22 protein-coding genes are annotated in these 25,158 nt (G+C 61.9%); 13 read left to right on the top strand and 9 right to left on the bottom strand.

Annotated features, from left to right (window positions below; genetic code table 11):
* Positions 1 to 65: 65 nt before the first annotated feature.
* Together carB and AB4Z53_RS14665 are read left to right on the top strand one after the other, a co-directional pair.
* Positions 66 to 3,557, top strand: a complete 3,492-nt coding sequence (gene carB / locus AB4Z53_RS14670; RefSeq protein WP_441596430.1) for a carbamoyl-phosphate synthase large subunit — start codon at positions 66 to 68, stop codon at positions 3,555 to 3,557.
* Positions 3,558 to 3,755: 198 nt separating this feature from the next.
* Positions 3,756 to 4,031 carry a hypothetical protein gene (locus tag AB4Z53_RS14665; protein WP_291155321.1) on the top strand — a complete coding sequence of 92 codons (276 nt, stop codon included), beginning with the start codon at positions 3,756 to 3,758 and terminating at the stop codon, positions 4,029 to 4,031.
* A gap of 23 nt (positions 4,032 to 4,054) precedes the next feature.
* On the opposite strand, the gene AB4Z53_RS14660 is transcribed toward AB4Z53_RS14665, so the two are convergent.
* The gene (locus tag AB4Z53_RS14660) at positions 4,055 to 5,545 is read right to left on the bottom strand and encodes an MFS transporter (protein WP_441596429.1); all 1,491 of its coding nucleotides are present in this window, start codon (positions 5,543 to 5,545) and stop codon (positions 4,055 to 4,057) included.
* A gap of 296 nt (positions 5,546 to 5,841) precedes the next feature.
* Between AB4Z53_RS14660 and greA the strand changes: the two genes are divergently transcribed.
* Together greA and AB4Z53_RS14650 are read left to right on the top strand one after the other, a co-directional pair.
* Positions 5,842 to 6,318, top strand: coding sequence for a transcription elongation factor GreA (gene greA, locus AB4Z53_RS14655; protein WP_104664035.1), 477 nt, complete (start codon positions 5,842 to 5,844; stop codon positions 6,316 to 6,318).
* 86 nt (positions 6,319 to 6,404) lie between these two features.
* On the top strand, positions 6,405 to 7,463 hold the full coding sequence (locus AB4Z53_RS14650; protein ID WP_113539968.1) for a glycosyltransferase family 4 protein: 1,059 nt from the start codon (positions 6,405 to 6,407) through the stop codon (positions 7,461 to 7,463).
* Between the two features lie 42 nt (positions 7,464 to 7,505).
* On the opposite strand, the gene AB4Z53_RS14645 is transcribed toward AB4Z53_RS14650, so the two are convergent.
* From AB4Z53_RS14645 to AB4Z53_RS14635, 3 genes are read right to left on the bottom strand one after another with little or no spacing between them, the layout of a single operon-like run.
* On the bottom strand, positions 7,506 to 8,528 hold the full coding sequence (locus tag AB4Z53_RS14645; RefSeq protein ID WP_441596428.1) for a glycosyltransferase: 1,023 nt from the start codon (positions 8,526 to 8,528) through the stop codon (positions 7,506 to 7,508).
* 7 nt (positions 8,529 to 8,535) lie between these two features.
* Positions 8,536 to 9,357, bottom strand: coding sequence for a glycosyltransferase family 2 protein (locus AB4Z53_RS14640; protein ID WP_441596427.1), 822 nt, complete (start codon positions 9,355 to 9,357; stop codon positions 8,536 to 8,538).
* A 9-nt stretch (positions 9,358 to 9,366) separates the two neighbouring features.
* Positions 9,367 to 9,837: an Lrp/AsnC family transcriptional regulator gene (locus tag AB4Z53_RS14635; RefSeq protein ID WP_113539971.1), complete on the bottom strand. Its 471-nt coding sequence runs from the start codon at positions 9,835 to 9,837 to the stop codon at positions 9,367 to 9,369.
* 658 nt (positions 9,838 to 10,495) lie between these two features.
* On the opposite strand from AB4Z53_RS14635, the gene trxB reads away from it, so the two are divergent.
* From trxB to AB4Z53_RS14610, 5 genes are all read left to right on the top strand, one after another.
* Positions 10,496 to 11,470 carry a thioredoxin-disulfide reductase gene (gene trxB / locus AB4Z53_RS14630; protein ID WP_223727395.1) on the top strand — a complete coding sequence of 325 codons (975 nt, stop codon included), beginning with the start codon at positions 10,496 to 10,498 and terminating at the stop codon, positions 11,468 to 11,470.
* A 116-nt stretch (positions 11,471 to 11,586) separates the two neighbouring features.
* Positions 11,587 to 12,483, top strand: a complete 897-nt coding sequence (locus AB4Z53_RS14625; protein WP_034791460.1) for a LysR family transcriptional regulator VtlR — start codon at positions 11,587 to 11,589, stop codon at positions 12,481 to 12,483.
* 615 nt (positions 12,484 to 13,098) lie between these two features.
* The gene (locus AB4Z53_RS14620) at positions 13,099 to 13,389 is read left to right on the top strand and encodes an ArsR/SmtB family transcription factor (RefSeq protein WP_291155277.1); all 291 of its coding nucleotides are present in this window, start codon (positions 13,099 to 13,101) and stop codon (positions 13,387 to 13,389) included.
* 44 nt (positions 13,390 to 13,433) lie between these two features.
* Positions 13,434 to 14,555: an alkene reductase gene (locus AB4Z53_RS14615; protein WP_113539975.1), complete on the top strand. Its 1,122-nt coding sequence runs from the start codon at positions 13,434 to 13,436 to the stop codon at positions 14,553 to 14,555.
* A gap of 65 nt (positions 14,556 to 14,620) precedes the next feature.
* Positions 14,621 to 15,424 carry an aminoglycoside phosphotransferase family protein gene (locus AB4Z53_RS14610; protein ID WP_441596426.1) on the top strand — a complete coding sequence of 268 codons (804 nt, stop codon included), beginning with the start codon at positions 14,621 to 14,623 and terminating at the stop codon, positions 15,422 to 15,424.
* Between the two features lie 2 nt (positions 15,425 to 15,426).
* Here the strand turns inward: AB4Z53_RS14610 and AB4Z53_RS14605 are convergent, their stop codons facing one another.
* Complete coding sequence (locus AB4Z53_RS14605) at positions 15,427 to 15,996, bottom strand: helix-turn-helix domain-containing protein (RefSeq protein ID WP_441596425.1); 570 nt, start codon at positions 15,994 to 15,996, stop codon at positions 15,427 to 15,429.
* A 37-nt stretch (positions 15,997 to 16,033) separates the two neighbouring features.
* On the opposite strand from AB4Z53_RS14605, the gene AB4Z53_RS14600 reads away from it, so the two are divergent.
* Together AB4Z53_RS14600 and AB4Z53_RS14595 are read left to right on the top strand one after the other, a co-directional pair.
* Positions 16,034 to 16,543, top strand: coding sequence for a GNAT family N-acetyltransferase (locus tag AB4Z53_RS14600; protein WP_441596424.1), 510 nt, complete (start codon positions 16,034 to 16,036; stop codon positions 16,541 to 16,543).
* Positions 16,544 to 16,623: 80 nt separating this feature from the next.
* Entirely contained in the window at positions 16,624 to 17,595 is a 972-nt protein-coding gene (locus AB4Z53_RS14595) for a lytic transglycosylase domain-containing protein (protein WP_162768900.1), read from the top strand.
* Positions 17,596 to 17,648: 53 nt separating this feature from the next.
* Here the strand turns inward: AB4Z53_RS14595 and AB4Z53_RS14590 are convergent, their stop codons facing one another.
* Positions 17,649 to 18,665, bottom strand: a complete 1,017-nt coding sequence (locus AB4Z53_RS14590) for an SDR family NAD(P)-dependent oxidoreductase (RefSeq protein WP_441596423.1) — start codon at positions 18,663 to 18,665, stop codon at positions 17,649 to 17,651.
* Positions 18,666 to 18,766: 101 nt separating this feature from the next.
* On the opposite strand from AB4Z53_RS14590, the gene AB4Z53_RS14585 reads away from it, so the two are divergent.
* Positions 18,767 to 19,699: a LysR family transcriptional regulator gene (locus tag AB4Z53_RS14585; protein WP_441596480.1), complete on the top strand. Its 933-nt coding sequence runs from the start codon at positions 18,767 to 18,769 to the stop codon at positions 19,697 to 19,699.
* On the opposite strand, the gene AB4Z53_RS14580 is transcribed toward AB4Z53_RS14585, so the two are convergent.
* Both AB4Z53_RS14580 and gyrA read right to left on the bottom strand, forming a co-directional pair.
* A complete protein-coding gene (locus AB4Z53_RS14580; RefSeq protein WP_291155291.1) occupies positions 19,696 to 20,091 on the bottom strand; it encodes a YybH family protein in 396 nt (131 codons plus the stop codon). The two genes, AB4Z53_RS14585 and AB4Z53_RS14580, sit on opposite strands and share 4 nt — an antisense overlap.
* A 274-nt stretch (positions 20,092 to 20,365) precedes the next feature.
* Positions 20,366 to 23,146: a DNA gyrase subunit A gene (gene gyrA, locus AB4Z53_RS14575; protein WP_113539982.1), complete on the bottom strand. Its 2,781-nt coding sequence runs from the start codon at positions 23,144 to 23,146 to the stop codon at positions 20,366 to 20,368.
* A gap of 422 nt (positions 23,147 to 23,568) precedes the next feature.
* On the opposite strand from gyrA, the gene AB4Z53_RS14570 reads away from it, so the two are divergent.
* Positions 23,569 to 24,198, top strand: a complete 630-nt coding sequence (locus AB4Z53_RS14570) for a MarC family protein (protein WP_113539983.1) — start codon at positions 23,569 to 23,571, stop codon at positions 24,196 to 24,198.
* A gap of 204 nt (positions 24,199 to 24,402) precedes the next feature.
* On the opposite strand, the gene AB4Z53_RS14565 is transcribed toward AB4Z53_RS14570, so the two are convergent.
* Positions 24,403 to 24,960: a single-stranded DNA-binding protein gene (locus AB4Z53_RS14565; protein ID WP_291155297.1), complete on the bottom strand. Its 558-nt coding sequence runs from the start codon at positions 24,958 to 24,960 to the stop codon at positions 24,403 to 24,405.
* Between the last annotated feature and the right edge of the window lie 198 nt (positions 24,961 to 25,158).

Raw genomic sequence — 25,158 nt, 5'->3', positions numbered from 1 at the left:
CGTGCCCGGCCGGTGACCTCCCACTTTGGCCGGTTTTTCGCGCAGCTAGAAACGGATGACCGACCATGCCGAAGCGCCAAGATATCAAGTCCATTCTTATCATCGGCGCAGGGCCGATCGTCATCGGTCAGGCATGCGAATTCGACTATTCCGGCACCCAGGCCTGTAAGGCGCTGAAGGAGGAAGGCTACCGTGTCATCCTCGTCAACTCCAACCCCGCAACGATCATGACCGATCCGGGCCTCGCCGACGCAACTTACGTCGAGCCGATCACCCCGGAAGTTGTCGCCAAGATCATCGCCAAGGAGCGCCCCGACGCCCTGCTCCCGACCATGGGTGGCCAGACGGCGCTCAACACCGCGCTGTCACTGCGCCGCATGGGCGTGCTCGACCGCTACAATGTCGAGATGATCGGCGCAAAGCCGGATGCGATCGACAAGGCCGAAGACCGCGCGCTCTTCCGTGAGGCCATGGCGAAGATCGGCCTGGAGACGCCGAAGTCGCGGCTGGCCAACGCTACCGACATCAAGGACCACGACCGCAAGGTGCATGAGGCCGAGCGCGCCGAACTGAAGAGCCGGCTCTCCGGCTCCGAGCTCGACAAGGCGCTGGATAATCTCGAAAACCAGTGGAACCTCGGCGAAGGCGATCGCAAGCAGCGCTACATGAACCATGCGATGGCGATTGCAGCGCAGGCGCTCGACGATGTCGGCCTGCCGGCGATCATCCGCCCGTCATTCACGCTCGGCGGTACCGGCGGCGGCATCGCCTACAACCGCACTGAATTCTTCGACATCGTCGGCAGCGGCCTCGATGCATCGCCGACCACCGAAGTGCTGATCGAAGAATCGGTGCTCGGCTGGAAGGAATACGAGATGGAAGTCGTCCGCGACACGGCGGACAACTGCATCATCATCTGCTCGATCGAAAACATCGACCCGATGGGCGTCCACACCGGCGATTCGATCACCGTTGCTCCGGCGCTGACGCTGACGGACAAGGAATACCAGATCATGCGCAACGCCTCGATCGCGGTTCTGCGCGAGATCGGCGTTGAGACCGGCGGTTCGAACGTGCAGTTCGCCGTCAACCCGAAGGACGGGCGCCTGGTCGTCATCGAGATGAACCCGCGCGTTTCGCGCTCTTCAGCTCTGGCGTCGAAGGCGACCGGCTTCCCGATCGCCAAGATCGCGGCGAAGCTTGCGATCGGCTACACGCTCGACGAACTCGACAACGACATCACCGGCGGCGCAACCCCGGCTTCGTTCGAACCGTCGATCGACTACGTCGTTACCAAGATCCCGCGCTTTGCATTCGAGAAGTTCCCGGGCGCCTCGCCGGTGCTGACCACCGCGATGAAGTCGGTCGGCGAAGTCATGGCAATCGGCCGTACCTTTGCCGAATCGCTGCAGAAGGCACTGCGCGGCATGGAGACAGGCCTTACCGGTCTCGACGAAATCGAAATCCCGGACATGGACGAAAACGGTGATGGCCGCAACGCCATCCGCGCCGCGATCGGCACGCCGACGCCGGACCGTCTGCGCATGGTCGCCCAGGCGCTGCGTCTCGGCATGAGCGAGGCGGACGTCCACGAGGCAAGCAAGATCGATCCGTGGTTCATCGCCCAGTTCAAGGCGATCGTCGACATGGAAGCCCGCATCCGCGAGCACGGCCTGCCCCAGGATGCCGACAACCTGCGCATGCTGAAGGCCATGGGCTTCTCCGATGCCCGTCTCGCAACGCTCGGCGGCAAGCGCCCGAAGGAAGTGGCGGAACTGCGGAATGCCCTGAATGTGCGCCCGGTCTACAAGCGCATCGATACCTGCGCTGCAGAATTCGCCTCGCCGACCGCCTACATGTACTCGACCTACGAGACGCCCTTCGTCGGTGCCGCCCGTTCAGAAGCCGAGGTTTCCGACCGCAAGAAGGTCGTCATTCTCGGTGGCGGTCCGAACCGCATCGGTCAGGGTATCGAGTTCGACTATTGCTGCTGCCACGCCGCCTTCGCGCTGAAGGACGCCGGCTATGAAGCGATCATGATCAACTGCAACCCGGAGACGGTTTCGACCGACTACGACACGTCCGATCGCCTCTACTTCGAGCCGCTGACCGCCGAAGACGTGATCGAGATCATGCGCGCCGAGCAGGAAAAGGGCGAGCTCGTCGGCGTGATCGTGCAGTTCGGTGGCCAGACGCCGCTGAAGCTCGCCGAAGCGCTGGAAAAGAACGGCATCCCGATCCTCGGTACGGCGCCGGACGCGATCGACCTCGCCGAAGACCGCGACCGCTTCCAGAAGCTGCTGATGAAGCTCGACCTGAACCAGCCGAACAACGGCATTGCCTATTCGGTCGAACAGGCCCGCCTTGTCGCTGCCGAAATCGGCTTCCCGCTGGTCGTGCGCCCGTCCTACGTTCTCGGCGGCCGCGCGATGCAGATCATCCATTCGGAAAGCATGCTGCAGAGCTATCTGCTCGACACGGTGCCGGGCCTCGTTCCTGAAGACATCAAGCAGCGCTACCCGAACGACAAGACCGGCCAGATCAACACGCTGCTCGGCAAGAACCCGCTGCTGTTCGACAGCTACCTGACGAACGCCACCGAAGTGGATGTCGATTGCCTCTGCGACGGCAAGGACGTGTTCGTCTCGGGCATCATGGAGCACATCGAGGAAGCCGGCATCCATTCGGGCGACAGCGCCTGCTCGCTGCCGGTGCACACGCTCGATACTGCCATGGTCGACGAACTCGAGCGCCAGACGGCAGCCCTTGCCAAGGCACTCAATGTCGGCGGCCTGATGAACGTGCAGTTCGCCATCAAGGACGGCACCATCTACGTACTCGAAGTCAACCCGCGCGCCTCGCGTACCGTGCCCTTCGTCGCCAAGACAATCGGCGCGCCGATCGCCAAGATCGCAGCCCGCGTCATGGCCGGCGAAGCACTTGATGTCGCGATCGCGGCCTACGGCGAAAAGCCCGATCCGCGCAACCTCAAGCACATCGCCGTCAAGGAAGCCGTGTTCCCCTTCGCCCGCTTCCCGGGTGTTGATACGCTGCTCGGTCCGGAAATGCGCTCGACCGGCGAAGTTATCGGTCTCGATACCGACTATGCGCTCGCCTTCGCCAAGTCGCAGCTCGGCGCCGGCGTCGACCTGCCGCGCGATGGAACCGTGTTCGTTTCGGTGCGCGACGAAGACAAGACCCGGGTTCTTCCGGCGATCCGCATCCTCGTCGACATCGGCTTCAAGGTCATGGCCACCGGTGGCACTGCCCGCTTCCTTGGCGAACACGGCATTGCCGCCTCCAAGGTCAACAAGGTCCAGGAAGGCCGGCCGCACGTGGAGGATGCTATCCGCAACCGCCAGGTCCAGCTCGTGTTCAACACCACCGACAGCAACAAGGCGATCTCGGACTCGAAGTCGCTGCGTCGCGCGACACTGATGCAGAAGGTGCCCTACTACACGACGATGGCCGGTGCCGAAGCGGCAGCGCACGCGATCAAGGCTCTGAAGGCCGGCAGCCTCGAAGTGCGTCCGCTGCAGAGCTACTTCAAGGCCTGATACGACGAGCGGCGCGTGACGATCTCACGCGCCGCTTCCATTTGCAGCGGACGCTTGTGACCGGCGCTTTCGTCCACTCCGTCCGGCTGAATGCAGCATGAATGGGCGGTTCAGGCTGCGTTCGTCCGCACCATGCTCCAATATGTCTGCGCTTAGGGATCGGAGGGGCCTCCGGTGGGCGCGCTACGGGGCGAGATCGTGCAACTCTATTTCTTCGATTTGCATTGGGGTGACGAGCACTTCGTCGACGAGGACGGCATCATCCATTTCGATGAGGGGTCGGCCCTCTATTACGGCCAGCGCATCGCCGACAAGATCGGCCGCGATGCGGACTATGGATCCCTGAAGGTCGAGGTTTTCTCCAGCAATCGCAGACTGCTCGCGACGATCGTTCCGTCGATTGGCCGCGGTGGCGAGCAGCGCGCGCTGCTTGGGCGCCGACAGGTCGGTGCGCCACTCCACGCGGCTGCCTAGTGCGCCATTGACCGCGCCGCGCTCTAGTCTCCGGCGAACGCGCCGAGCGTCGCTCCGCCTTGGCCGGGCCGCGATCGTTTGGCGGCAAGCCGCACGGTTCTGAGGCCGAAATAGAGCGATGCCGTTGAGATCACGGACGCGACGACGAAGACGGTGAACAACGCGCCATGCATCGTCGCAACACTTGCCTTCTCGTCGAAGCCGCGGAGATTTGCCGTCAGTCCGCAGATTGCGGCGCCAATGGCGTAGCCGGCCGATTGCAGCGTCGGCAGGAACGCCGACGTCTTGTCGCGCTCCTTGTGTGGCGACACATCCATCATCAACTGGCTGAGCGTACCCCAGGAGATGCCGAAGCCGGCGCCGACCGCGATCTGGCTCGGGAAGACCAGCCGGAATTCGTCGATGGCCATCGCGACCGTCAGGCCGGCAAGTCCGAGGCTCAGAAGCGCCGGCCCCAACGGGATCAGTTTCACACGCAGGTCGTGTGAGCGAAGGCTCGCAACGAGGATTGCGGTAAAGCTCCATGAGATCGCCATCAGCGCACCGGAGAAACCGGCAGCCGTCGGGCTGAAGTCCCACACGTGCTGTAGTCCGTAGATGAGGTAGATCGAGCCGGACGCCTGCGCCAGCGGCATCAGCAACACGACCCAAAGGCCGGTGCCGAGCGGTTTTGTCAGCGCGAAGGCGCCGGCAGGCAGGATCGAGTGCTCCGCACGCCGGTCAGCCTGGACCACCGCCCAGAGGATTGTCAGAGCCGTTGCCAGCGCGGCGATCATCAAGGGAACACTTGCGGCCGTGGTCGACACCGAGATCAATAAAATGCCGGTGCCGACGATGATCAGCCGCAGCAGCGGGATCGGACGGGATGTGCTGGCCGCAACCTTCTGTGCCGGCACGATGGCAAGGACGAGCACGACGAAGATTGCGGCTGCCGGGATATTGACGCCAAATGCTGCCCGCCAGGACCAATGCTCTGTGAGAAATCCGGAAAGGAGTGGCCCGCCGAAGGCAGCCGTTGCCCAGACGATGGCTTCGGCTCCAAAGATCTTCGGTACCAGTCGCGGCGGGAAGAGCTCGGGAATCAATGCGTAACAAACCGCGGCTATGATTCCTTCGCCGAAACCCTGAAAGATTCGGCCGGCAAGCACCTGCGGCATGCTGCCCGCGGTCGTCGCGATCATGGTCCCGGCGACAAAGACGATGGCGGCGGTAATCAGCGTGCCGCGTGCGCCGAATCTTGTCTTGAGATTCGCGGCAATCGCGCCGCCGAGAATGGCGAAGACGAGATAGAGCGTGACCGCCCAGGAAAGCAGCGTGGCCCCGCCGATCTCGGAGACGGCCGTCGGCAGTGCGGTCGCAATGAAAAACTCATTGAAGGCAAAGAGCGCGACCCCGAGGCAGAGCGTGACGGTCGCCGCCAGATAGTTCGGCCTAAGCAGTTCGCTCCAGCGGCCATCCTGCTGCGGCGGTGCGTCCAGGTCTGCCCTGACGTTGTCGTCCTTGGCGAAATCCATGGGTCATGCTTCCTCATTGATATTTTGCGGGAGCAACTCTGATACGACCTGAAGCGCTGTTGAGGTAAAGCGGTTTCTGAAAAAAACTTGCCACCGGTTTCGTTCGTCTACAAGTTGCGGACCGTTTGTTGCCTTCGGTGGATGGTGGCGAAATATCTGGCTTTCGCGCTTCCGTTTCTGCTATAACGAAGGTTCGAAGTTTCGGACGGTTCCGGCGCTCGCGCGCCGGAGACCGTTTTCTTTTGCGTTGGCGCCGCCCCAAGGGCGGCGCCTCGTGCTTGATGAAGGACATTGAAATGGTCGAAAAAGTGCCGATGACACAGGGTGGATTCGTCAACCTGCAGGAGGAGCTGCGCTGGCGCCAGCAGGAAGAACGACCACGAATCATCGAGGCGATTGCCGAAGCCCGTGCACATGGCGACCTGTCGGAAAATGCCGAGTATCACGCTGCCAAGGAAGCGCAGAGCCACAATGAGGGCCGCATCACCGAGCTCGAAGACTTGATCGCCCGCGCGGAAGTCATTGATCTCACGAAGATGTCCGGCTCCAAGATCAAGTTCGGTGCCAAGGTCAAGCTCGTCGACGAAGACACCGAAGAAGAAAAGACCTATCAGATCGTCGGCGATCAGGAAGCCGACGTGAAGGCCGGCCGCATCTCGATCTCGTCGCCGATCGCCCGCGCCCTGATCGGCAAGGAAGTCGGCGATTCCATCGAAGTGAACGCCCCCGGCGGTTCCAAGGCCTACGAAATTCTCGCGGTCAACTGGGGCTGATCAGCCCCAGCAGGGGCGAAGCCTCCCTTCGCCCCGTTTCTCTCTTTCCAAAAGACGATCATTGCTCGCGCAAGGAGTGCGCTTTCGTGGCCGATATCCGGAACGTCGAGGTCATCGCTCCCAATTTCAAGCGCCGTCTCTCGGGCGTGACGTCCACCATCATCCAGTTGATTCCGATCCAGCGCGCGCTGGGTGAGAAGGTCGCCGTGCTTGGTCCTGGGCTACCGGACACCCTGCCCTCGATCCGCTTCCGCGATCTTCTGCGTTTGTGGAGCGCCCCGGATGGCCGGCCCTGTCGGGTCTGGCACGCGCGCCGCAATGTCGAGATGCTGCCGGCGATTGTTCTGCGCGATCTCCTGGGCATGAAGCTGAAGATCGTATTTACCTCCGCGTCGCAGCGCCGCCATACCGGCTGGAGCAAGTTCCTGATCTCCAGGATGGATGCGGTGATCGCCACGAGCGGCAAGACGGCCGCCTATCTCAAGGTGCCGAACACGGTCATCCTACATGGCATTGACACCAAGCGCTTCCAGCCTCCGGCGGATGCGGTCGCCGCCAAGTCGGCGCTCGGGCTCGACCCCGCGCAGAAATATGTCGGCTGCTTCGGTCGCGTTCGTAAGCAGAAGGGTACCGATCTCTTCGTCGACAGCATGATTGCGCTTTTGCCCTGCCGGCCAGGCTGGAGCGCGATCGTCGCCGGGCGTGCGACCGGCCCGCACGTGGCGTTCGAGAACGAACTGAAGGAACGGGTCGCAAAGGCGGGCCTGACGGACCGCATCCGTTTCGTCGGAGAACACACCAACATTCCCGACTGGTACCGCGCGCTCGATCTTTTCATCGCGCCGCAGCGCTGGGAGGGGTTTGGCCTGACGCCCCTGGAAGCGATGGCGACCGCTGTGCCTGTTGTCGCGACCGATGTCGGTGCGTTTTCGGAGCTGGTCGTCGTTGGCGAGCAGGAAACGGGCACCGTCATTGCAGCTAACGACCTGCAGGCGATGGTTGAAGCGGCCGCCGGCTTCATGGACGATGATCGCCGCCGCACGATGGCAGGCGCCAACGGCCTGGGACTGACGTCTGCTTCCTTCGCGATCGAGGGCGAGGCCCGGGCGATCAACGCCGTCTACGAGCGTCTGATGCGCTTCTGACCGGCTGCCATCTGTGATGGCAGCCGCGCGGTCGAGATTGTCTCAGCGCTTGGAGGCGAAGAGCTTCAGATAGGCGTCGGTGATCGCCTGCTTCGAGAACTGGTTCATCAGGGTCTCGTGGCCGCGTTCGGCAAGGCGTTCGCCGAGCGACGTGTCGCTGGCAATACGGTCGATTGCCTGGGCGAAGCCGTCAGCATCGCCGATATCGACCATCAGCCCGTTTTCGCCGTCACGCATGAACCATTGCGGCCCTTCCGAACGGCTGGACACGACAGGCGTGCCCTGGGCCCAGGCCTCGAGGATCACGTTGCCGAGCGGCTCATGGCTCGATGCCATGACGAAAATGTCCGAGGCGGCGAGAAATGGCCGCGTATCCTTCTGCCAGCCGGCAAAGCGCACGCGCTTCGATACGCCGAGATCGGACGCCAGCTTCTCCAGGTTTGCGCGTTCTTCGCCGTCGCCGACCAGCCAGAGATAGGCGTCCGGCACCTTGGCAATCGCCTGGATCAACGTATGGAAGCCTTTGCGCGGGACGAAGCGACCCATCGACATGATGACCGGCGCGTTCTCGGGTGTGTCGAGCGTCGCGCGGTTGACCGGCGCGACGCGCTCGGTACCGGTGAAGTTGGAGATGACTTCGACATCGCGCTTCCAGCCGATCTTGCGCACATGCTCGGCGATCCCCGGCGTGTTGCAGACGAGGCAATCGGTGTTGCGGAAATAGTCGAGGCGCAGCGGATAGTCGCCGAGGCGGGAGATCTTGATGCAGCCCTTGTAGTTCGGCATGAGACGGCTGGCGCGCGGCATCCAGGCGAACAGCGCGTCCGGCTTCTCGCGGCGCGCCATGCTGCTGACTTTCATCGGCAGCAGGATCCGGTCAAGCGACAGGTTACGGAAATTGCTTTCGATGATGCGCGTCGCGCCCTCGATGTCCTTCCGCCAGATGCGCCCCGGCCGGATGACGGAGGTCTGCTCGACGCCGCGCTCGCCAAGCGCATTCACCAGATGAACGAAGAAGCGCTCCGCGCCGCCATCCTTGCCGAAGTGGAAATGCATGACTTTCATGGGAACCTCACGGGCTGGTCTGGCGCCGATCCATGTCGTCATGGTTCGGACGGCGCTTCAGCGCGTGCCTCTGATAGATCTTGGCGGCGGTGAGGAAGGAATAGACTGCCCCCGTCATCGCTTCGATGAAACCCGGAAAACCGCAGCGCCAAAGGCCGTTGCGGAAGTAGAGCCGGTAGAAATAGAGCGGCGGGCTGAACAGCATCTTGTAAGGGCGCGCGGACTTGCCGGCCGCAAACTGCTGGTCTGCCTTGAGCGTTGAATACTTGTTTTCCTTGAGGATCTGCTCGTCGATGATCAGCGGCCGGTAGTGCAGCAGGCTTCCCTTGCGTGCGGCAGCGACGGCGCCGTCCGGAACGATTCCCTCATGGACCTTCTGATTGAGGTCGTAACGCCCCCTGCCCTGGCGGATCAGCCTGAGGTTCCGCCGTTCATGCACGCGCTCGGGCGTGTAGCCGTAGCCGATCAGATAGGGCCTGCGGGCGACACGCCAGCCGACGGTCTCCACCGGGGCGTCGAGCAGCGATGGCAGCAGCGCCTTCAGCGGTTCGTCTAGACGCTCGTCGGAATCGATGTTGAGGCACCAGGGCTGCGTGCACTGGTCGAGGGCGAACTGCTTTTGGCCGGCATAACCGCGCCACGGCTCACGCAGGAAACGGATCGGCCACCCCTCGTCGATGTAGGATTGCACGAGCGCCGGCGTGCCGTCGGTCGAACCGGAGTCGACGATGACGATTTCCGCGCATTGTTCGAGGCTCTCGATGCAATTGCCGAGGTAGGCTTCTTCGTTCTGGCAGATGATGAAGGCGGAAAGCGGAAGCTTGCTCATGGGCGGGCCCTAGATCTGAACGAGGCCGATATCCTTGACCTGGCGAATGGTCAGCATCGTGCGCACCGTGTCGACCCGTTCGTTGGCCGTCAGCACTTCGATGACGAAATCCTGGAAAGTTGTCAGGTTCTCGGCGACACAATGCAAAAGAAAGTCGCTTTCGCCGGAAACCGTCCAGGCCTGACGGACGATCTGCCATTCTGCGGTGGCTGCCGAGAACGCCTTGAGGTCGGCTTCCGACTGGCGCTTCAGGCCCACCATGCAAAAGGCGACCAGATCGAAACCGAGCGTCGGTGCGTTCAGGAGGGCATGGTAGCCCTTGATCACGCCGGTTTCTTCGAGCTTGCGCACACGCCTGAGGCAGGGCGGCGCGGAGATGCCCACCCTTTGGGCGAGATCGACATTGGTCATCCGGCCATCACGCTGGAGCTCGCGAAGGATCTTGAGATCGATTGCATCGAGCTCGACTTGTTTCGTCATGAACGTTCGTCCTTTTTGCGTGGTGACTTTGTGCGTGAGGGCAAAGTCGAAATCTTGTATCTGCTGACGGTTGGGCAGGCCTTGATGGCCGGCGACGTTGACCGCTACGTTCCCTATCCCGGCGCAGCCGCGACCACCTCGGTCGAGATTGTCGGCAAGGCGCGCTCCCCAAGGGTGAGGTCGTCTCGAGTCGGTGCGTGGCCGAGCGCAGCGCGTTCGCGATGGAACCAAGCACGGCCGGCATTCAACCCCATATGCTTCTCCAGCAAAGTGAATCCGCGTGAAATATCGTCAAACCCGCTGGACAACAAGCAGTCCCGCCGACTATTCGCGGGAAAATGGCGTTGCCGACACCGATCGGGATACAAATAGCGGCGCACACTGCCCGAAGTGACGTGCGTCGCGCCATTGCACGGAGCATTCGCCGCCCCCAGAACGCCCAGGCACGAGACTTGGGCAGTATGATCGTCGGCCGAACCTGGTGCACAAACGCGTCATCTGGTGGCAAAACTAGATTTGGCGCTCAAGCACTTGTGTGTATCAGGGCTGACGCCCTTGAAAGTCATGGTGGGGAATACCTAAAGTATGGAACTATTTCCCATTGAAGCGGTGGAATCGGACGAGCTCGCCTCCTCTCCGGTGAACGAAGGACAAGACTATGACTGCCCGTCACGTGAAAGTGCTGATCATCGGCTCCGGCCCGGCTGGTTATACGGCCGCCATCTATACGGCCCGCGCCATGCTTGAGCCGGTGCTGATCGCCGGTATGGAACAGGGCGGCCAGTTGATGATCACCACCGATGTGGAGAACTATCCGGGCTATGCCGATCCGGTTCAGGGTCCCTGGATGATGGAACAGATGCTGAAGCAGGCGACCCATGTCGGCGCCGAGATCGTCAACGATCTCGTGACCGACGTCGATCTGTCCGTGCGCCCGTTCCGCATCAAGACCGACAGCGGTAACGACTGGACCGCCGATGCCCTGATCATCGCCACCGGCGCCAAGGCAAAGTGGCTCGGCATTGAGACCGAGCCGACCTTCATGGGCTTCGGAGTCTCGGCCTGCGCCACCTGCGACGGCTTCTTCTACCGCAACAAGGACGTTATCGTCGTCGGCGGCGGCAACTCGGCCGTCGAGGAAGCGCTGTATCTGTCGAACCTCGCCAAGACGGTCACCGTCGTGCATCGCCGCGATTCCTTCCGCGCCGAAAAGATCCTGCAGGAGCGCCTGTTCGCCAAGCCGAACGTCAAGGTCATCTGGGACCACGAGGTCACGGAATACTTGGGCGCACCAGCCAAGCCGCCGATGCCGGCCTCGGTCAACGGCGTGAAGCTGCGCAACACCAAGACCGGCGAAACCCAGGACATGGTCACCGACGGTGTCTTCGTTGCGATCGGTCATGCCCCGGCGGTAGAACTTTTCAAAGGCAAGCTTCGGCAAAAGTCCAACGGTTATCTGTGGACCGCGGCCGATTCGACGGCGACCGACGTGCCCGGCGTTTTTGCCGCAGGCGACGTGACGGACGACATCTATCGTCAGGCGGTGACGGCGGCCGGCATGGGCTGCATGGCAGCGCTTGAGGCCGAGAAATACCTGGCGGGTCATATGCCCGTCGCAATTGCAGCCGAATAGAAGCTGCGAATCGGGGTGGTGCCGCCAAGGCACCTCGCCCGTGTGGGAACAGATGCATCAGCCACGCCCGGAAGACAGGACCCCGTCTTCCGGAGTGGTTTCTTATGGGGGACTTCATGTCGCTGGACTGGGACAAACTGCGCATTTTTCACGCGGCGGCCGAGGCAGGGTCGTTCACGCATGCGGCAGACAAGCTCCATCTTTCGCAATCGGCAATCAGCCGGCAGGTGAGCTCGCTTGAACAGGACGTCGGCATCAAGCTGTTCCACCGCCATGCACGTGGCCTGATTCTCACCGAACAGGGCGAGATCCTCTATCGCACCGCGCACGAAGTGCTGATGAAGCTCGAAAGCGTCAAGGTCCAGCTGAGCGAAACCACCGACAAGCCGAGCGGCAAACTGCGCATCACCACCACCGTCGGCCTTGGCCAGGGCTGGCTCACCGACAAGATCCAGGAGTTTATGTCGCTGCACCCGGATGTGCAGGTTCAGCTCATCCTCGACAATGAAGAACTCGACGTGAACATGCGCCACGCGGACTGCGCCATCCGCCTGCGCCAGCCGCAACAGTCGGACCTGATCCAGCGCAAGCTGTTCACGGTGCACATGCACGTCTATGCAGCACCCTCCTACATCAACAAATACGGCGAGCCGCAGTCGGTCGAAGATCTCGACAACCATCGCATCATCACCTTTGGCGAGCCGGCGCCGAACTATCTGCTCGACGTCAACTGGCTCGAAATCGCCGGCCGCGATTCCGACAATCCGCGCGTCTCGCACCTGCAGATCAACAGCCAGACCTCGATCAAGCGCGCCTGCCTGCTGGGCATCGGCGTCGCCATGCTGCCTGACTATATCGTCGGTCGTGATCCTGGCCTCATCCAGCTGCCGATCAGCGCCGACATCCCGTCCTTCGATACCTATTTCTGCTATCCCGACGAGATGAAGAACGCCGCGAAGCTCAAGGTCTTCCGTGACTACATCGTCGCCAAGGCCCGGAACTGGAACTTCTGATGCCAAGTTTGCAAATGCTCTTTTTGTGAGCATTTCTGGGATGGGTTTATAACCATCTGTTTTCGATGTGATATTTAGAATGCGCCCCCATCGTTGTGCGGCGCATTTTTGCTGCGCGATGCAGAAATGGGCAGGGATGCGCACATGGCATGGCTGTCATGCATATTAAATGATTGCTGCACGCCCAAAAAAGCAGCATACCAAACTCAGCTGATGCATCTTTGGTGGCTTCTCCTCCCAGTGCCACCGCAGCAGCTGTTCCCCTCTGGAGGTTTAATTACCTTCACAACTTATAAGGGCCCAAGTCATCTTGTGGCCCTCTTTTTTTGTCTACTGTTAGATACAGGCGAACCGTGACGAAAATCACAGCTGGCTATTGAAAGCCGATACTTCGCTTCCCATATTAAAATGCAGCTGATGCATTCTTGGTGGCTTCTCCTCCCCGCCACCGCATTAGCTGTTCCCCTCTGGAGGTTCTCATTACCTTCACAACTACAAGGGCCCAAGTTTTCTTGAGGCCCTCTTTTTTTGCCTTCCTGGTGCTCACGGTCTTGTGATTTGAATATCGTGTTTGAGCGATACATGTATCGGTAAAACACGATATAGCGATATACGATGGACAGAGACGAGATATTGAAGGCGCTGGCCCACCCAGTGCGGGTGAACATCCTCGCCTGGCTGAAAGAGCCCCAGCGTCATTTCCCGACACAGGAGCATCCGCTCGATCTCGGCGTATGCGCCGGCCAGTTCGAACGCTGCGGCCTGTCGCAGTCGACCGTTTCCTCGCATCTCGCCGTGCTTCAGCGCGCCGGCCTCGTGACAACCCGCAAGGTTGGCCAATGGATCTTCTACCGCCGCGACGAAGAGACGATCGCCGCCTTCCTCAAGAGCATCGGCGACCTCTGAGCCGAGCCACTCCTCCCAAGCAGACCTCCATGAAAGGACCTCCCATGGCCTCGCTTTTCGACCCCATCACCATCGGCGACATCGCTCTGAAGAACCGCATCGTCATGGCGCCCTTGACCCGCAACCGTTCTCCCGGGGCCGTTCCGAACACTCTGAACGTCACCTATTACGAGCAGCGCGCAACGGCTGGTTTGCTGATATCTGAGGGCACGGCGATCACCCAGCAGGGCCAGGGCTACGCCGACGTGCCCGGTCTCTATACGCCGGAGGCGCTCGAAGGTTGGCGCAAGGTGACGGATGCGGTGCACGCCAGGGGTGGCCGGATCGTCGTCCAGATGTGGCATGTCGGCCGGATCTCGCACAATTCGCTGCAGCCTGACGGTCAGAAGCCGGTTGCGCCCTCTGCAATCCGCGCCAAGTCCAAGACCTACCTGATCAATGCGGATGGCACCGGCTCCTTTGCCGAAACCTCCGAGCCGCACGCGCTGCAAATCGGCGAGATCGGATCGATCGTCGAGGACTACCGCAAGGCTGCGCGGGCTGCGATCGACGCCGGTTTCGATGGCATCGAGATCCATGCGGCCAACGGTTATCTCATCGACCAGTTCCTTCGTTCCGGCTCGAACCTTCGTACGGATGCCTATGGCGGTTCGATCGAGAACCGTGCCCGGTTCCTGTTCGAGGTCATGGATGCGGTGACGCAGGAAGTCGGCGCAGGCCGCGTCGGCATCCGTCTTTCGCCCGTGACGCCTGCCAACGACGCCTTCGATCCGGAGCCGCAGCCGGTGTTTGGTTACGTGGTCAAGAACCTTGCGCGCTATCCCCTCGCCTATATCCACATCATCGAAGGCGCGACGGGCGGCCCGCGTGATCACCAGCAGGGTGACCGGCCATTCGATTATGACGCGCTGCGTTCCACCTATGTTGCAGCCGGTGGCAAGGCGGCCTGGATGACCAACAACGGTTATGACAGGGCGCTGGCGGTGAAGACGATCAAGGAAGGCGAAGCAGACCTCGTCGCTTTCGGCAAGTCGTACATTGCCAATCCGGATCTTGTCGAGCGGTTGAAGCTCGACGCGCCGCTCAATACGCCGGACCAGGCGACCTTCTATGGTGGCGGCGCCAAGGGGTATACCGATTATCCGGCCCTTGAACAGGTTGCCTGACGCTCCCACATGGCCAATGCCCCTCCACCTCGGCGGGGCATTTGTCCTTTGGGAACTAACGCCTTATGTTTTCTGCATATTTTGAAAAATGGTCATTGCAGCCGGACGGCGAAATCATCGTCACGCCCTCCAGCCATCTTCATCCCGTCCGCTATCGCAACCAGTCGGCGATGCTCAAGGTCGCGCAGGATCCGGAAGAGAAATATGGCCGCCTGCCACTGCTTTACTGGAACGGGAAAGGCGCCGCAAAAGTCTATGAATCCGATGGCGATGCCGTTCTCATGGAGCGCACTGACAGTCAGCGCAACCTGTTCCATATGGCGATGACGGGAAGTGATGAGGACGCGACGCGCATCATCTGCCGCACCGTGGCCGAGCTTCATGCGCCGCGCCCGACACCGGTTCCGGACGATCTCGTCCCGCTCGACAAATGGTTCGCTTCACTGGAGGCGACGGCACCCGCTCAAGGTGGCGTTTTTGCGCGCGCGTTCGAGGCGGCGAAAAACCTGTTTGCCGATCCCGAACCGCCGGTCGTGCTGCACGGCGACGTCCACCACGCCAACATCCTCGATTTCGGCGACCGTGGCTGGCTGGCGATCGATCCGAAGCGTGTGCTCGGCGATCGCGGCTACGACTATGCGAACCTCTTCTGCAATCCGGAACTGCCTCTCGTCACAGCGCCGGGACGGCTGCAGCGTCACCTGCCCATCGTCGCCGTGGAGACGGGCCTTCACCCGCGCCGCATCCTCCATTGGGTACTGGCCTATGCCGGGCTTTCCGCCGCCTGGTTCCTGGAAGACGGTGATGATTTCGGCGTCGAAAGCGACCTGACGATGGCTCGGATCGCCATCGCCGAGCTCGACCGCTAGGTTCAGCCGGTCCGCAATAGCACGACGGCATAGATACAGGTCTCGCCGCTGGCATTGCGGAAAACGCAATCCTGCGGCGGGCCAAGCTCCAGGCAATCCCCCTCGCTGAGCGCATGAGTCTCAAGGCCTTCGACGAAGGTCAGGCGGCCCTGTTTCACCCATATCCAGCGACGATGAAGTGCGTAGGCAGATGCCGGGATTGGTACGTCGGCGCCGGCCGGAAGCTCGATTTCGACGAGTTCAAGCGGCAGGTCCGACATCGGTGAGACGTGGCGCCGGAGATATCCAGTCTGCGGATCGCGCCACACCGCCTGGTCCTCGCGTCGCGACAGCCTGCCCTGGCTCATCTCCGCGCGCGCGATCAGGCTGGACATGGTCAGCCCGAACGCGCCGGCGAGCTTTGCAAGCAGTGTCGCCGTCGGGCTGCTGTCGCCCCGCTCAACCTTGTGGATCATCGCGCGCGAGACGCCGGAGCGCTCTGAGAGTTCGYTCAGCGACCAGCCACGCGCCTCCCTTTCGAGACGAATTCGTTCACTGAGCCGTTGATCTAGACTGTCTACTTTAGTATCCATGTTGTAGTCATATAGTGAATGAATGTGAGGAGCAAGCATGCTGATCAGGGCGGCCATCCAAGACGATCTGCCAGTCATCTGCGAGATCTACAACGACGCCGTGGCCAACACGACGGCGATCTGGAACGAGACCCTGGTCGATGTCGCCAATCGAACGGCCTGGCTGAAGGCCCGTGCGGACGCGGGCTATCCGGTACTGGTGGCAGTCTCCGCGGAGGGTGATGTCGTCGGTTATGCGTCCTTTGGCGATTGGCGCGCCTTTGATGGCTATCGCCACACGGTCGAGCATTCCGTCTATGTCCACAAGGATTGCCGCGGTGGCGGCATTGGCCGGAAACTCCTGGTCGCGTTGATCGCCGAGGCCGAACAGCTGGGCAAGCATGTGATGGTCGCGGGTATCGAGTCGGAGAACACTGCCTCGATCCGCCTTCATGCCCAGCTGGGCTTCGTCGACACCGGCCGCATGCGCGAGGTTGGAACGAAGTTCGGTCGCTGGCTCGATCTGACATTCATGCAACTTGTGCTGCCGACCGGCTCTCCGCGCTAGGCCCCGACGCCCGCCTCGACAATGCCGTTTGTCGAGGCGACCGGAGATGCTATGAACGCTCAAGGACTTTTTCTGGAAATATTTTTGACGTGGGTCTTCGGCGGAAGGTCAGATCGAGCGCCTGGGCACGTGTCGCGAGAGCGGCACTGGTGCTGGCTGCCAGCTGTTCGGCATTGAGCGCGCTCCCCGCGACGGCTCGTATCGACGATCTCGTCCCACAGCCGAAATGCGTCTATTCCGGTCGATCGGTGACCGATCCCGCAAAGGCACTCTGCATCAGCAAGGAGAATTTCGCCCGCGACATCTGCGGCGTGATCGACCACTATGCGGCCGCCAACGGCCTGCCAGCGGCCTTCTTTGCCCGCCTGATCTGGCGCGAAAGCCTGTTCCGGCCAAACGCAGTCAGCCCCAAGGGCGCGGAAGGCATCGCGCAGTTCATGCCGGGAACGGCGAAGATGCGGGGGCTCAACAACAGCTTCGATGTCGTCGAGGCGCTCGGCAAGTCGGCGGAATATCTGAACGAACTCAAGTCGCGCTATGGCAACCTCGGCTTTGCTGCCGCCGCCTACAATGCCGGCGAGAACGGGCTGGAACGCTTCCTCGAGGTCGATTGGCTGCCGGCCGAAACGCGCAACTACGTGCTCGCGATCACCGCCTACAGCGTCGAGGACTGGCGCGACAATCCGCCAAAGGCGCTCGACATGACGCTCGACAAGGGCAAGACCTTCCTCGATGGCTGCGTGGCGCTCGCCAGCACCCGCAACCTTCGCGACATCGAGGTGATCGACGAAGCCGAATGGGCGCCCTGGGGCGTGCAACTCGCCGCGCATTTCCAAAAGTCCGTTGCCCAGCGACTGTTCGTCAGCGCGGTCAAGCGTCTTCCGGAACCAATCCGCAGCGAAAAGGCGCTTCTGCTTAAGGAGCGCAATGCCAGTTTCGGCCTGAGGATCCGCTACGCCGCCCGCATCGGCCGCGACACACAAGAGGAAGCAAACAAGCTTTGCGCCACCATTCGCAAGAGCGGCGGCGCCTGCCTTGTCTTCAAGAACTGACGGTCCCCGCGCCGCCAGCCGTATCGGGCGGCGCCCGGTCGTTCCTCGTCGAGCTACGCAGGCATGCGGCCAGCGGTTGTTGCCCTGGTGGCTATCTCTTTCGGCATGCAACCAAGCCCCTTGAGGGTCGTTGCGACCGCCTCGTCGATCGGCGTATGCGGTTCTTCGCCGAGAACTGCCAGCAGCCGCTCGTTCGGCATTCTCAGAGGCTCGCGCCAAACGTAGCGCATTTTACGCAGCTCCCGGAAGAGTGGGACGAAGGGCGAAGCCAGGCCGATCAGCCACCACGGGAGGGACCGCACTGGCACGCCCGGTTTTCCGAGGGCACGGCGGATCGCCGCAACCATCTCCGTACCGTTCCGATCGAGGAAGCCGCGCATGTGGTAGACCGCAAAGCGCGGTAGGCTTTCGGCGCGTTCGACGAGGCGGACCATGGTCTCCGCGACATCAGGTAGATAGGCCCACTGGTGCGCGATCCCTTCACGGCCGGGGTAGGAAATCGTCGTCACCGGTTTTCCGGGTTTTACCAGCCCTTGCGAGAACCAGTTGTTGGCGGCACCCGGTCCGAAGAAGTCGCCCGCCCTGACGATGATCACGCCGACGCCTGTCTCTGACGCATCTTTCAGGCGACGCTCCATCTCCTTGCGGATCAGGCCCTTCTCGGTATCCGGATTTTGCGGTGCGTCCTCGTTCAGGATTGGAAAGGCGTCGCGGCCGAAATTGTAGATCGTTCCAGGCAGCAGGACACGGGCCCCGACCGCATTCGCCGCGGCAATCGTGCTGTCGAGCATCGGCAGCACCAGGGTGCCCCAGTTGCGGTAGCCGGGCGGATTGACGGCGTGCACGATCAGATTGGCTCCTTCCGCTGCGGCGCGAACGTCGCGTGCGTTCATGGCGTCACCCTGCCGCCAGTCGAATGCAGGCTCGGCCTTTGCCGCCTTCTCCGCGTTGCGGTTCAAGGCGCGCACCTGCCAGCCGCGCTTGTTAAGCTCGCGCGCAACCGCGCCGCCAATGCCGCCCGTGGCGCCAAGGACTAGCGCTACCCTTGTTCTTTGCTGCATCTCGGTCATGTCATGCTCCATCCATCTCGATAAAGGCAGGATCGCGCATCGACTGGCTAAACGGAATTGCCGAAAAGATTTGATCGGATATACTGAAATAGATGAGCAAGATGGATTTGAGCTGGGACTTCTACAGGACGTTTCTCTCGGTGCTGCAGGAGGGATCGCTGTCGGCGGCCGCCCGCGAGCTAGGCTTGACGCAGCCGACCGTCGGTCGACACGTGGACGCAATGGAAACGGTACTCGGTTATCCGCTGTTCGTGCGCTCTCCGCACGGCCTGCTGCCGACCGATGCAGCACTGGCGCTCAGGCCTTATGCCGAGACGCTCTCCGCAACATCGGCGGCGCTGTTGCGTGCCGCGTCGGGCCAGCGCGATATGGTCAGTGGCACGGTGCGCATCAGTGCGAGCGAAGTCATCGGCATCGAGGTCCTGCCGCCGATCCTCGCAGACCTGCACGAAGCTTATCCTCAGCTGACGATCGAACTCTCAGCCTCGGATACGGTCGAGGACCTGTTGCGCCAGGAGGCCGATATCGCGGTGCGTATGATCGCGCCGGCGCAGGATGCGCTGATCGCCAAGCACCTCGGTGTCATTCCTATCAGTTTTCACGCCCACCGCCGTTACATCGCGCGGCGCGGCATGCCGCGGGCGCTGACCGATCTCGCCGATCACAGCCTGATCGGCTACGACCGGGAGACCGCGGCGATCCGGGCGATCATCGCCCGCTCGCCGGAGCTGCCGGCTGCACGCTTTGCGCTGAAAGCCGACAGCAACCTTGCCCAACTTGCCGCGATCCGCGCCGGCTTCGGCATCGGCATCTGCCAGAACGGATTGGCGGCGCGCGACCCCGATCTTCTCCCCGTGCTGTCGGGCCTGTTCGAGATGAAGCTCGACACCTGGCTGGTGATGCACGAGAACCTGAAGACCGCACCGCGCTGCCGCGTCACATTCGGTGCGCTCGCCAGGGGCCTGCGCGACTACATCCGCGGTATCCCGCCCACGGCCAAAGACAGCGATCCGTCCGCCGAGCACCGAGACTAGGCATCAAGCAGCGTCGTGCCGTAGGAATTGTCGATGACGCAAAGCCATTTTCCGGCGTCGGTCTTGCGGAAGACGTAGGTCGCTCGCCGCACGATGGAGACCTCGTCGCCCTCCGGGTTCATCGTGTCGAGCACCGTTTCCATGATGACAAGGGCCGTGTCGCCGCCTTCGATCACTTTCATCGCGCCCTGGCGGACCTTCATCCGGTTGTTGAAATGGGCGGCGATCGCCACGAACGCCTTGTGGATCTGGGACTTTCCGGTCGCGTTGAGACCCGGTTTGATGACGAGCGTCGCGTCTTCGGAGTAGAAATCCATCAGACTCCCGAAGTCTTCCGCCGTGATCGCACGGTCGGCAGCCTCGATAACCTGTTTCAGTTCATGATCTGACATGTCCGTCTCCTGGTTGCGCAAGACGGATGGACAAAACCCGCCTTGCGGCGGGTTGCTGCTTTCAGAAAAGGAGCGCGCGTCAACCCACCATTCGATGAATGGCGCGAATAATCGAAGCGTTGCTGTTGCGGACCTTTTCCATGACGTGCGCGTAACATGGCTCGGCCGGTGTCGGCAAGCTTGCGTCATTGGTGAGGCAACACGACGACCCCAATAGAAAAAGCCCGCCAGGATGGCGGGCTTTCGATTTCAAGGCGTTCAGATTGTTTGGCGGTTAACCTTCGGATTCGGCAGACGTTTCCGGCGCACCGTTCTCGACGGCTGCCTCTTCGCCCTCCTCCTCGTCGCTTTCCGGCTCGCTGATGCGCTCGACCGAAACGACCTTCTCGTCCTTGGCGGTCGAGAAGATGGTGACGCCCTTGGTGGCGCGGCTTGCGAGCCGGACGCCATTGATCGGCACGCGGATCAGCTGGCCGCCATCGGAGACGAGCATGATCTGGTCGTTGTCTTCGATCGGGAAGGCCGCGACGAGCACGCCAATTTCCGTCGTCTTCGAGGTGTCGGTGGCGCGGATGCCCTTGCCGCCACGACCCGAGGTGCGGAAATCATAGGACGAGGAGCGCTTGCCGAAGCCCTTCTCCGAGACCGTCAGCACGAACTGTTCGCGCGCCTTCAGCTCCTCAAAACGTTCGTTCGACAGCTCTCCGCCGTCAGCGACTTCCTCGCCGACCAGTGCGATTTCTTCCTCGTCGCCGTTCGTCGCCCGACGCTCCGCCGCAGCGCGCTTCAGATAGGCCGCGCGCTCCCATGGTTCGGCATCGACATGACCAAGGATCGCCATCGAGATGATGCGGTCGCCGTCGCCGAGGTTGATGCCACGAACGCCGATCGAGTTGCGGCCGGCAAAGACGCGCACGTCGTCGACCGGGAAGCGGATGCACTGGCCGAGCGCTGTCGTCAGCATGACGTCGTCATGCTCCGTACACGTGTCGACGGAGAGGATCTCGTCCCCCTCTTCCTCGAGCTTCATCGCGATCTTGCCGTTGCGGTTGACCTGGACGAAGTCCGACAGCTTGTTGCGGCGAACCGTGCCGCGGGTCGTCGAGAACATGACGTCGAGGTTTTCCCAGGTCGCCTCGTCCTCGGGCAGCGGCATGATCGTGGTGATGCGTTCGCCGGGCTCCAGCGGCAGCATGTTGATCAGCGCCTTGCCGCGCGATTGCGGCGTGCCGATCGGCAGACGCCAGACCTTTTCCTTGTAGACGATGCCACGCGAGGAGAAGAACAGAACCGGCGTATGAGTATTGGCAACGAATAGCCGGGTAACGAAATCTTCGTCCCTGGTCGCCATGCCCGAGCGGCCCTTGCCGCCGCGGCGCTGCGCCCGGTAGGTCGTCAGCGGCACGCGCTTGATGTATCCGAGATGCGAGACGGTCACGACCATGTCTTCACGGGCGATGAGATCCTCATCGTCCATGTCAGGGCCGCCTTCCATGATCTCGGACCGGCGCGGGGTGCCGAACTCGTCGCGGATGACGACGAGTTCGTCCTTGACGATGGTCATGATGCGCAGGCGCGACGACAGGATGTCGAGGTAATCCTTGATTTCCTCGCCGATCTTGTTGAGTTCGTCGCCGATTTCATCGCGGCCGAGTGCCGTCAGGCGCTGCAGGCGAAGGTCGAGGATGGCGCGGGCCTGCTCTTCCGAGAGGTTGTAGGTACCGTCCTCGTTGATGCGGTGGCGCGGGTCGTCGATCAGGCGAATGAGGCTTTCGACGTCATGGGCCGGCCAGCGGCGCTCCATCAACTGCTCGCGCGCCGTCTGCGGATCCGGAGCATGGCGAATGAGCTTGATGATTTCGTCGATGTTGGCGACTGCGATGGCGAGGCCGACGAGCACATGAGCTCGGTCGCGCGCCTTGCGCAGCAGGTACTTCGTACGCCGGCTAACGACTTCTTCGCGGAACGCAACAAACGCCCTGAGCATGTCGAGCAGCGTCATGTGCTCCGGCTTGCCGCCGTTCAGCGCCACCATATTGCAGCCAAACGAGGTCTGCAGCGGCGTGTAGCGATAGAGCTGGTTCAGGATGACGTCCGCATTGGCGTCGCGCTTCAGTTCGACGACGACGCGATAGCCCTGACGGTCGGATTCGTCGCGCAGGTCCGAGATGCCCTCGATGCGCTTGTCGCGCACCAGTTCGGCCATCTTCTCGATCATCGTCGCCTTGTTCACCTGGAACGGGATCTCGGTGATGATGATCTGCTCGCGGTCGCCGCGCATCGGCTCGATATGGGCGCGGCCGCGCATGATGACTGAGCCGCGGCCGGTCTCGTAGGCCGAGCGGATGCCGGAACGACCGAGGATCAGCGCGCCGGTCGGGAAATCCGGACCCGGGATGATTTCCATCAGTTCCGGCAGTTCGATCGCTGGATTGTCGATCAGCGCCATGCAGCCATTGATGACTTCGACCAGGTTGTGCGGCGGAATGTTCGTCGCCATGCCGACGGCGATGCCGCCGGCGCCGTTGACGAGCAGGTTCGGGAACTTCGCCGGAACGACAGCCGGTTCCTGCAGGGTGCCGTCGTAGTTGTCGCGGAAGTCGACCGTTTCCTTGTCGAGATCGTCGAGAAGCGAATGCGCGGCCTTCTGCAGGCGGCATTCGGTGTAGCGCTCGGCTGCCGGTGGATCACCGTCGACGGAACCGAAGTTGCCCTGGCCGTCGATCAGCGGCAGGCGGAGCGACCAATCCTGCGCCATACGCGCCAGCGCATCGTAGATCGCCGCATTGCCGTGCGGGTGGTACTTACCCATCACGTCCCCGGTCACACGGGCGCATTTGACGTATTTCTTGTTCCAGTCGATCCCGAGCTCGCTCATCCCGTAGAGGATGCGGCGGTGCACGGGTTTCAGACCGTCACGCACGTCGGGAAGCGCGCGGCTGACGATGACGCTCATCGCGTAATCGAGATAGGACCGCTGCATTTCCTCGATGATGGAAATCGGCTCGATGCCTGGCGGAGTTTTTCCGCCGCCGGGGGGGCTTTGCTCAGTCAATGGTGATCACGATCTTTGTTCAGAATCAGTCGGATATTTATAGCGGATTGCCACCGGAATCGCCAATTTGCGGCCCACGGCACCTTTCRTCCGCTCAGGTGTGAAGATGTCACTGTAACGCTTTGAATCGCTGCATGATTTTCTCCGAAATCCAGATCCGGACCCGATGAGCCACGCGGCAGTTGTGAACAGTCTTTTGCCGCCGGAGCAGGCTTTTCTAGGGCATTGCGCGGGAAATCGGAAGACCCCCGTCGCCGATCACCGAAATGCTGCGCATTTGCGGTCCGGTTGCCGGTAGGGATTGCTCAATAAGTCATTGCTGAGACTTTGTTTGCGGCCCTCTTCCCAAGCCCCTGCCGCTTGCCTAACAATACCCGCCCGTCACCGGGAAAACCCGGGGCGAAATCCGGAAGGGGAAACGGATGTTCAATGTCGACCTCCTGGTCAATGCGCTCACCACGCTTCTCGTCACGCTCGATCCGCCCGGCCTTGCGCCGATCTTCCTGAGCCTGACCGTCGGCCTCAGCCGGCAGGAGCGCTTTCAGGTGGCCACCCGCGGTTCGCTGATCGCCTTCTTCATTCTCGCCGCCTTTGCGCTCTTCGGCAACGGCATCCTCGGCCTGCTCGGCATTTCGATCGGCGCCTTCCGCATCGCCGGCGGTCTGCTGCTCTTCTGGATCGCCTTCGAGATGATTTTCGAGAAGCGGCAGGAGCGCAAGGAAAAGACCGGCGAGAACGCGACCACGAAGGATCACATCCACAACATCGCGGTCTTTCCCCTCGCCTTGCCGCTGATTGCCGGGCCGGGCGCGATCTCGGCAACGATCCTGCTTGCCGGCTCATTCCCGACGGCCATAGAGCGCACCCAGCTCCTGATCGTCATCGCGCTGTCGATGCTCAGCCTGTTTCTCGCGCTGGTCATAGCCGAACGTATCGACCGGTTCCTCGGCGTCACCGGCCGCGCCATCCTCACCCGCTTGCTCGGTGTCATCCTGGCGGCCCTTGCCGTCCAGTTCGTTGTCGACGGGGTCAAATCCGCGATGGCCCTCTAAAGCATCCGCTTTGAAGTGGAGGCGCTCGAAGCCGAAAGATGGACTGGAAGCAGGCGGCTCGAGCGAGCCTTGTGCGTTCGTCTGAACGCGCTGCCATTTGAGCAATCAGCCGCTGACATCGCGAGATGGCACCTCCGCTCGAACAAAAAACGCCGCGCCCCCAAGGGACACGGCGTTTGAAACAGTCCGAGCCTGATACGACGATCAGAACGGAATGTCGTCGTCCATATCGCGCGAGAAGCCGCCGCCCTGACCGCCCTGGCCACCTTGGCTGCCACCCGAACGGCCGCCGCCTGAAGACTGGCGCGGCTGCTGATCGTAGTCGTCGTAACCACCACCGCCACCGCCGTAGTTGCTACCGCCGAAGTCGCCGCCACCGCCACGGCTGACGCCGGAGCCGCCGCCCTCGCCGCGACCGTCGAGCATCGTCAGCGTCGAGTTGAAGCCCTGCAGTACCACTTCCGTCGAGTAGCGGTCGTTACCGTTCTGATCCTGCCACTTGCGGGTCTGCAGTGCGCCTTCGATATAGAGCTTGGCGCCCTTCTTGACGTACTGCTCGACAACCTTGCAGAGGCCTTCGTTGAACACGACGACCGTGTGCCACTCAGTCTTTTCCTTGCGTTCGCCGCTGTTGCGGTCGCGCCAGGTTTCCGAGGTTGCGATGCGCAGGTTGGCGATCGGCCGGCCGTCCTGCGTGCGCCGGATTTCCGGGTCTGCCCCGACATTTCCGATCAAGATCACCTTGTTGACGCTTCCAGCCATTGTTGCTTTTCCCGTGGTTTCACCGCGCCTAGGGCCCGGCTTGGAATTTCAAGAGCGCGCATCTTAGCGGTCCGCTGCCGTCGATACGCCCCGCCTCGCACATAATCCACAACAGTTTTGGTCGTTTTATGGGCGATTTGTTCTTTATTTGTTCTAGTATTTGGCTATGATCCTGTCAACCGACTCGAATTGGCCGCC

This window comes from Ensifer sp. 2TAB8, assembly GCF_052115125.1.
GTDB lineage: Bacteria > Pseudomonadota > Alphaproteobacteria > Rhizobiales > Rhizobiaceae > Ensifer.
The sequence above is the reverse complement of the archived record's forward strand: the minus strand, read 5'-3'. Positions and strand labels throughout refer to the sequence as shown.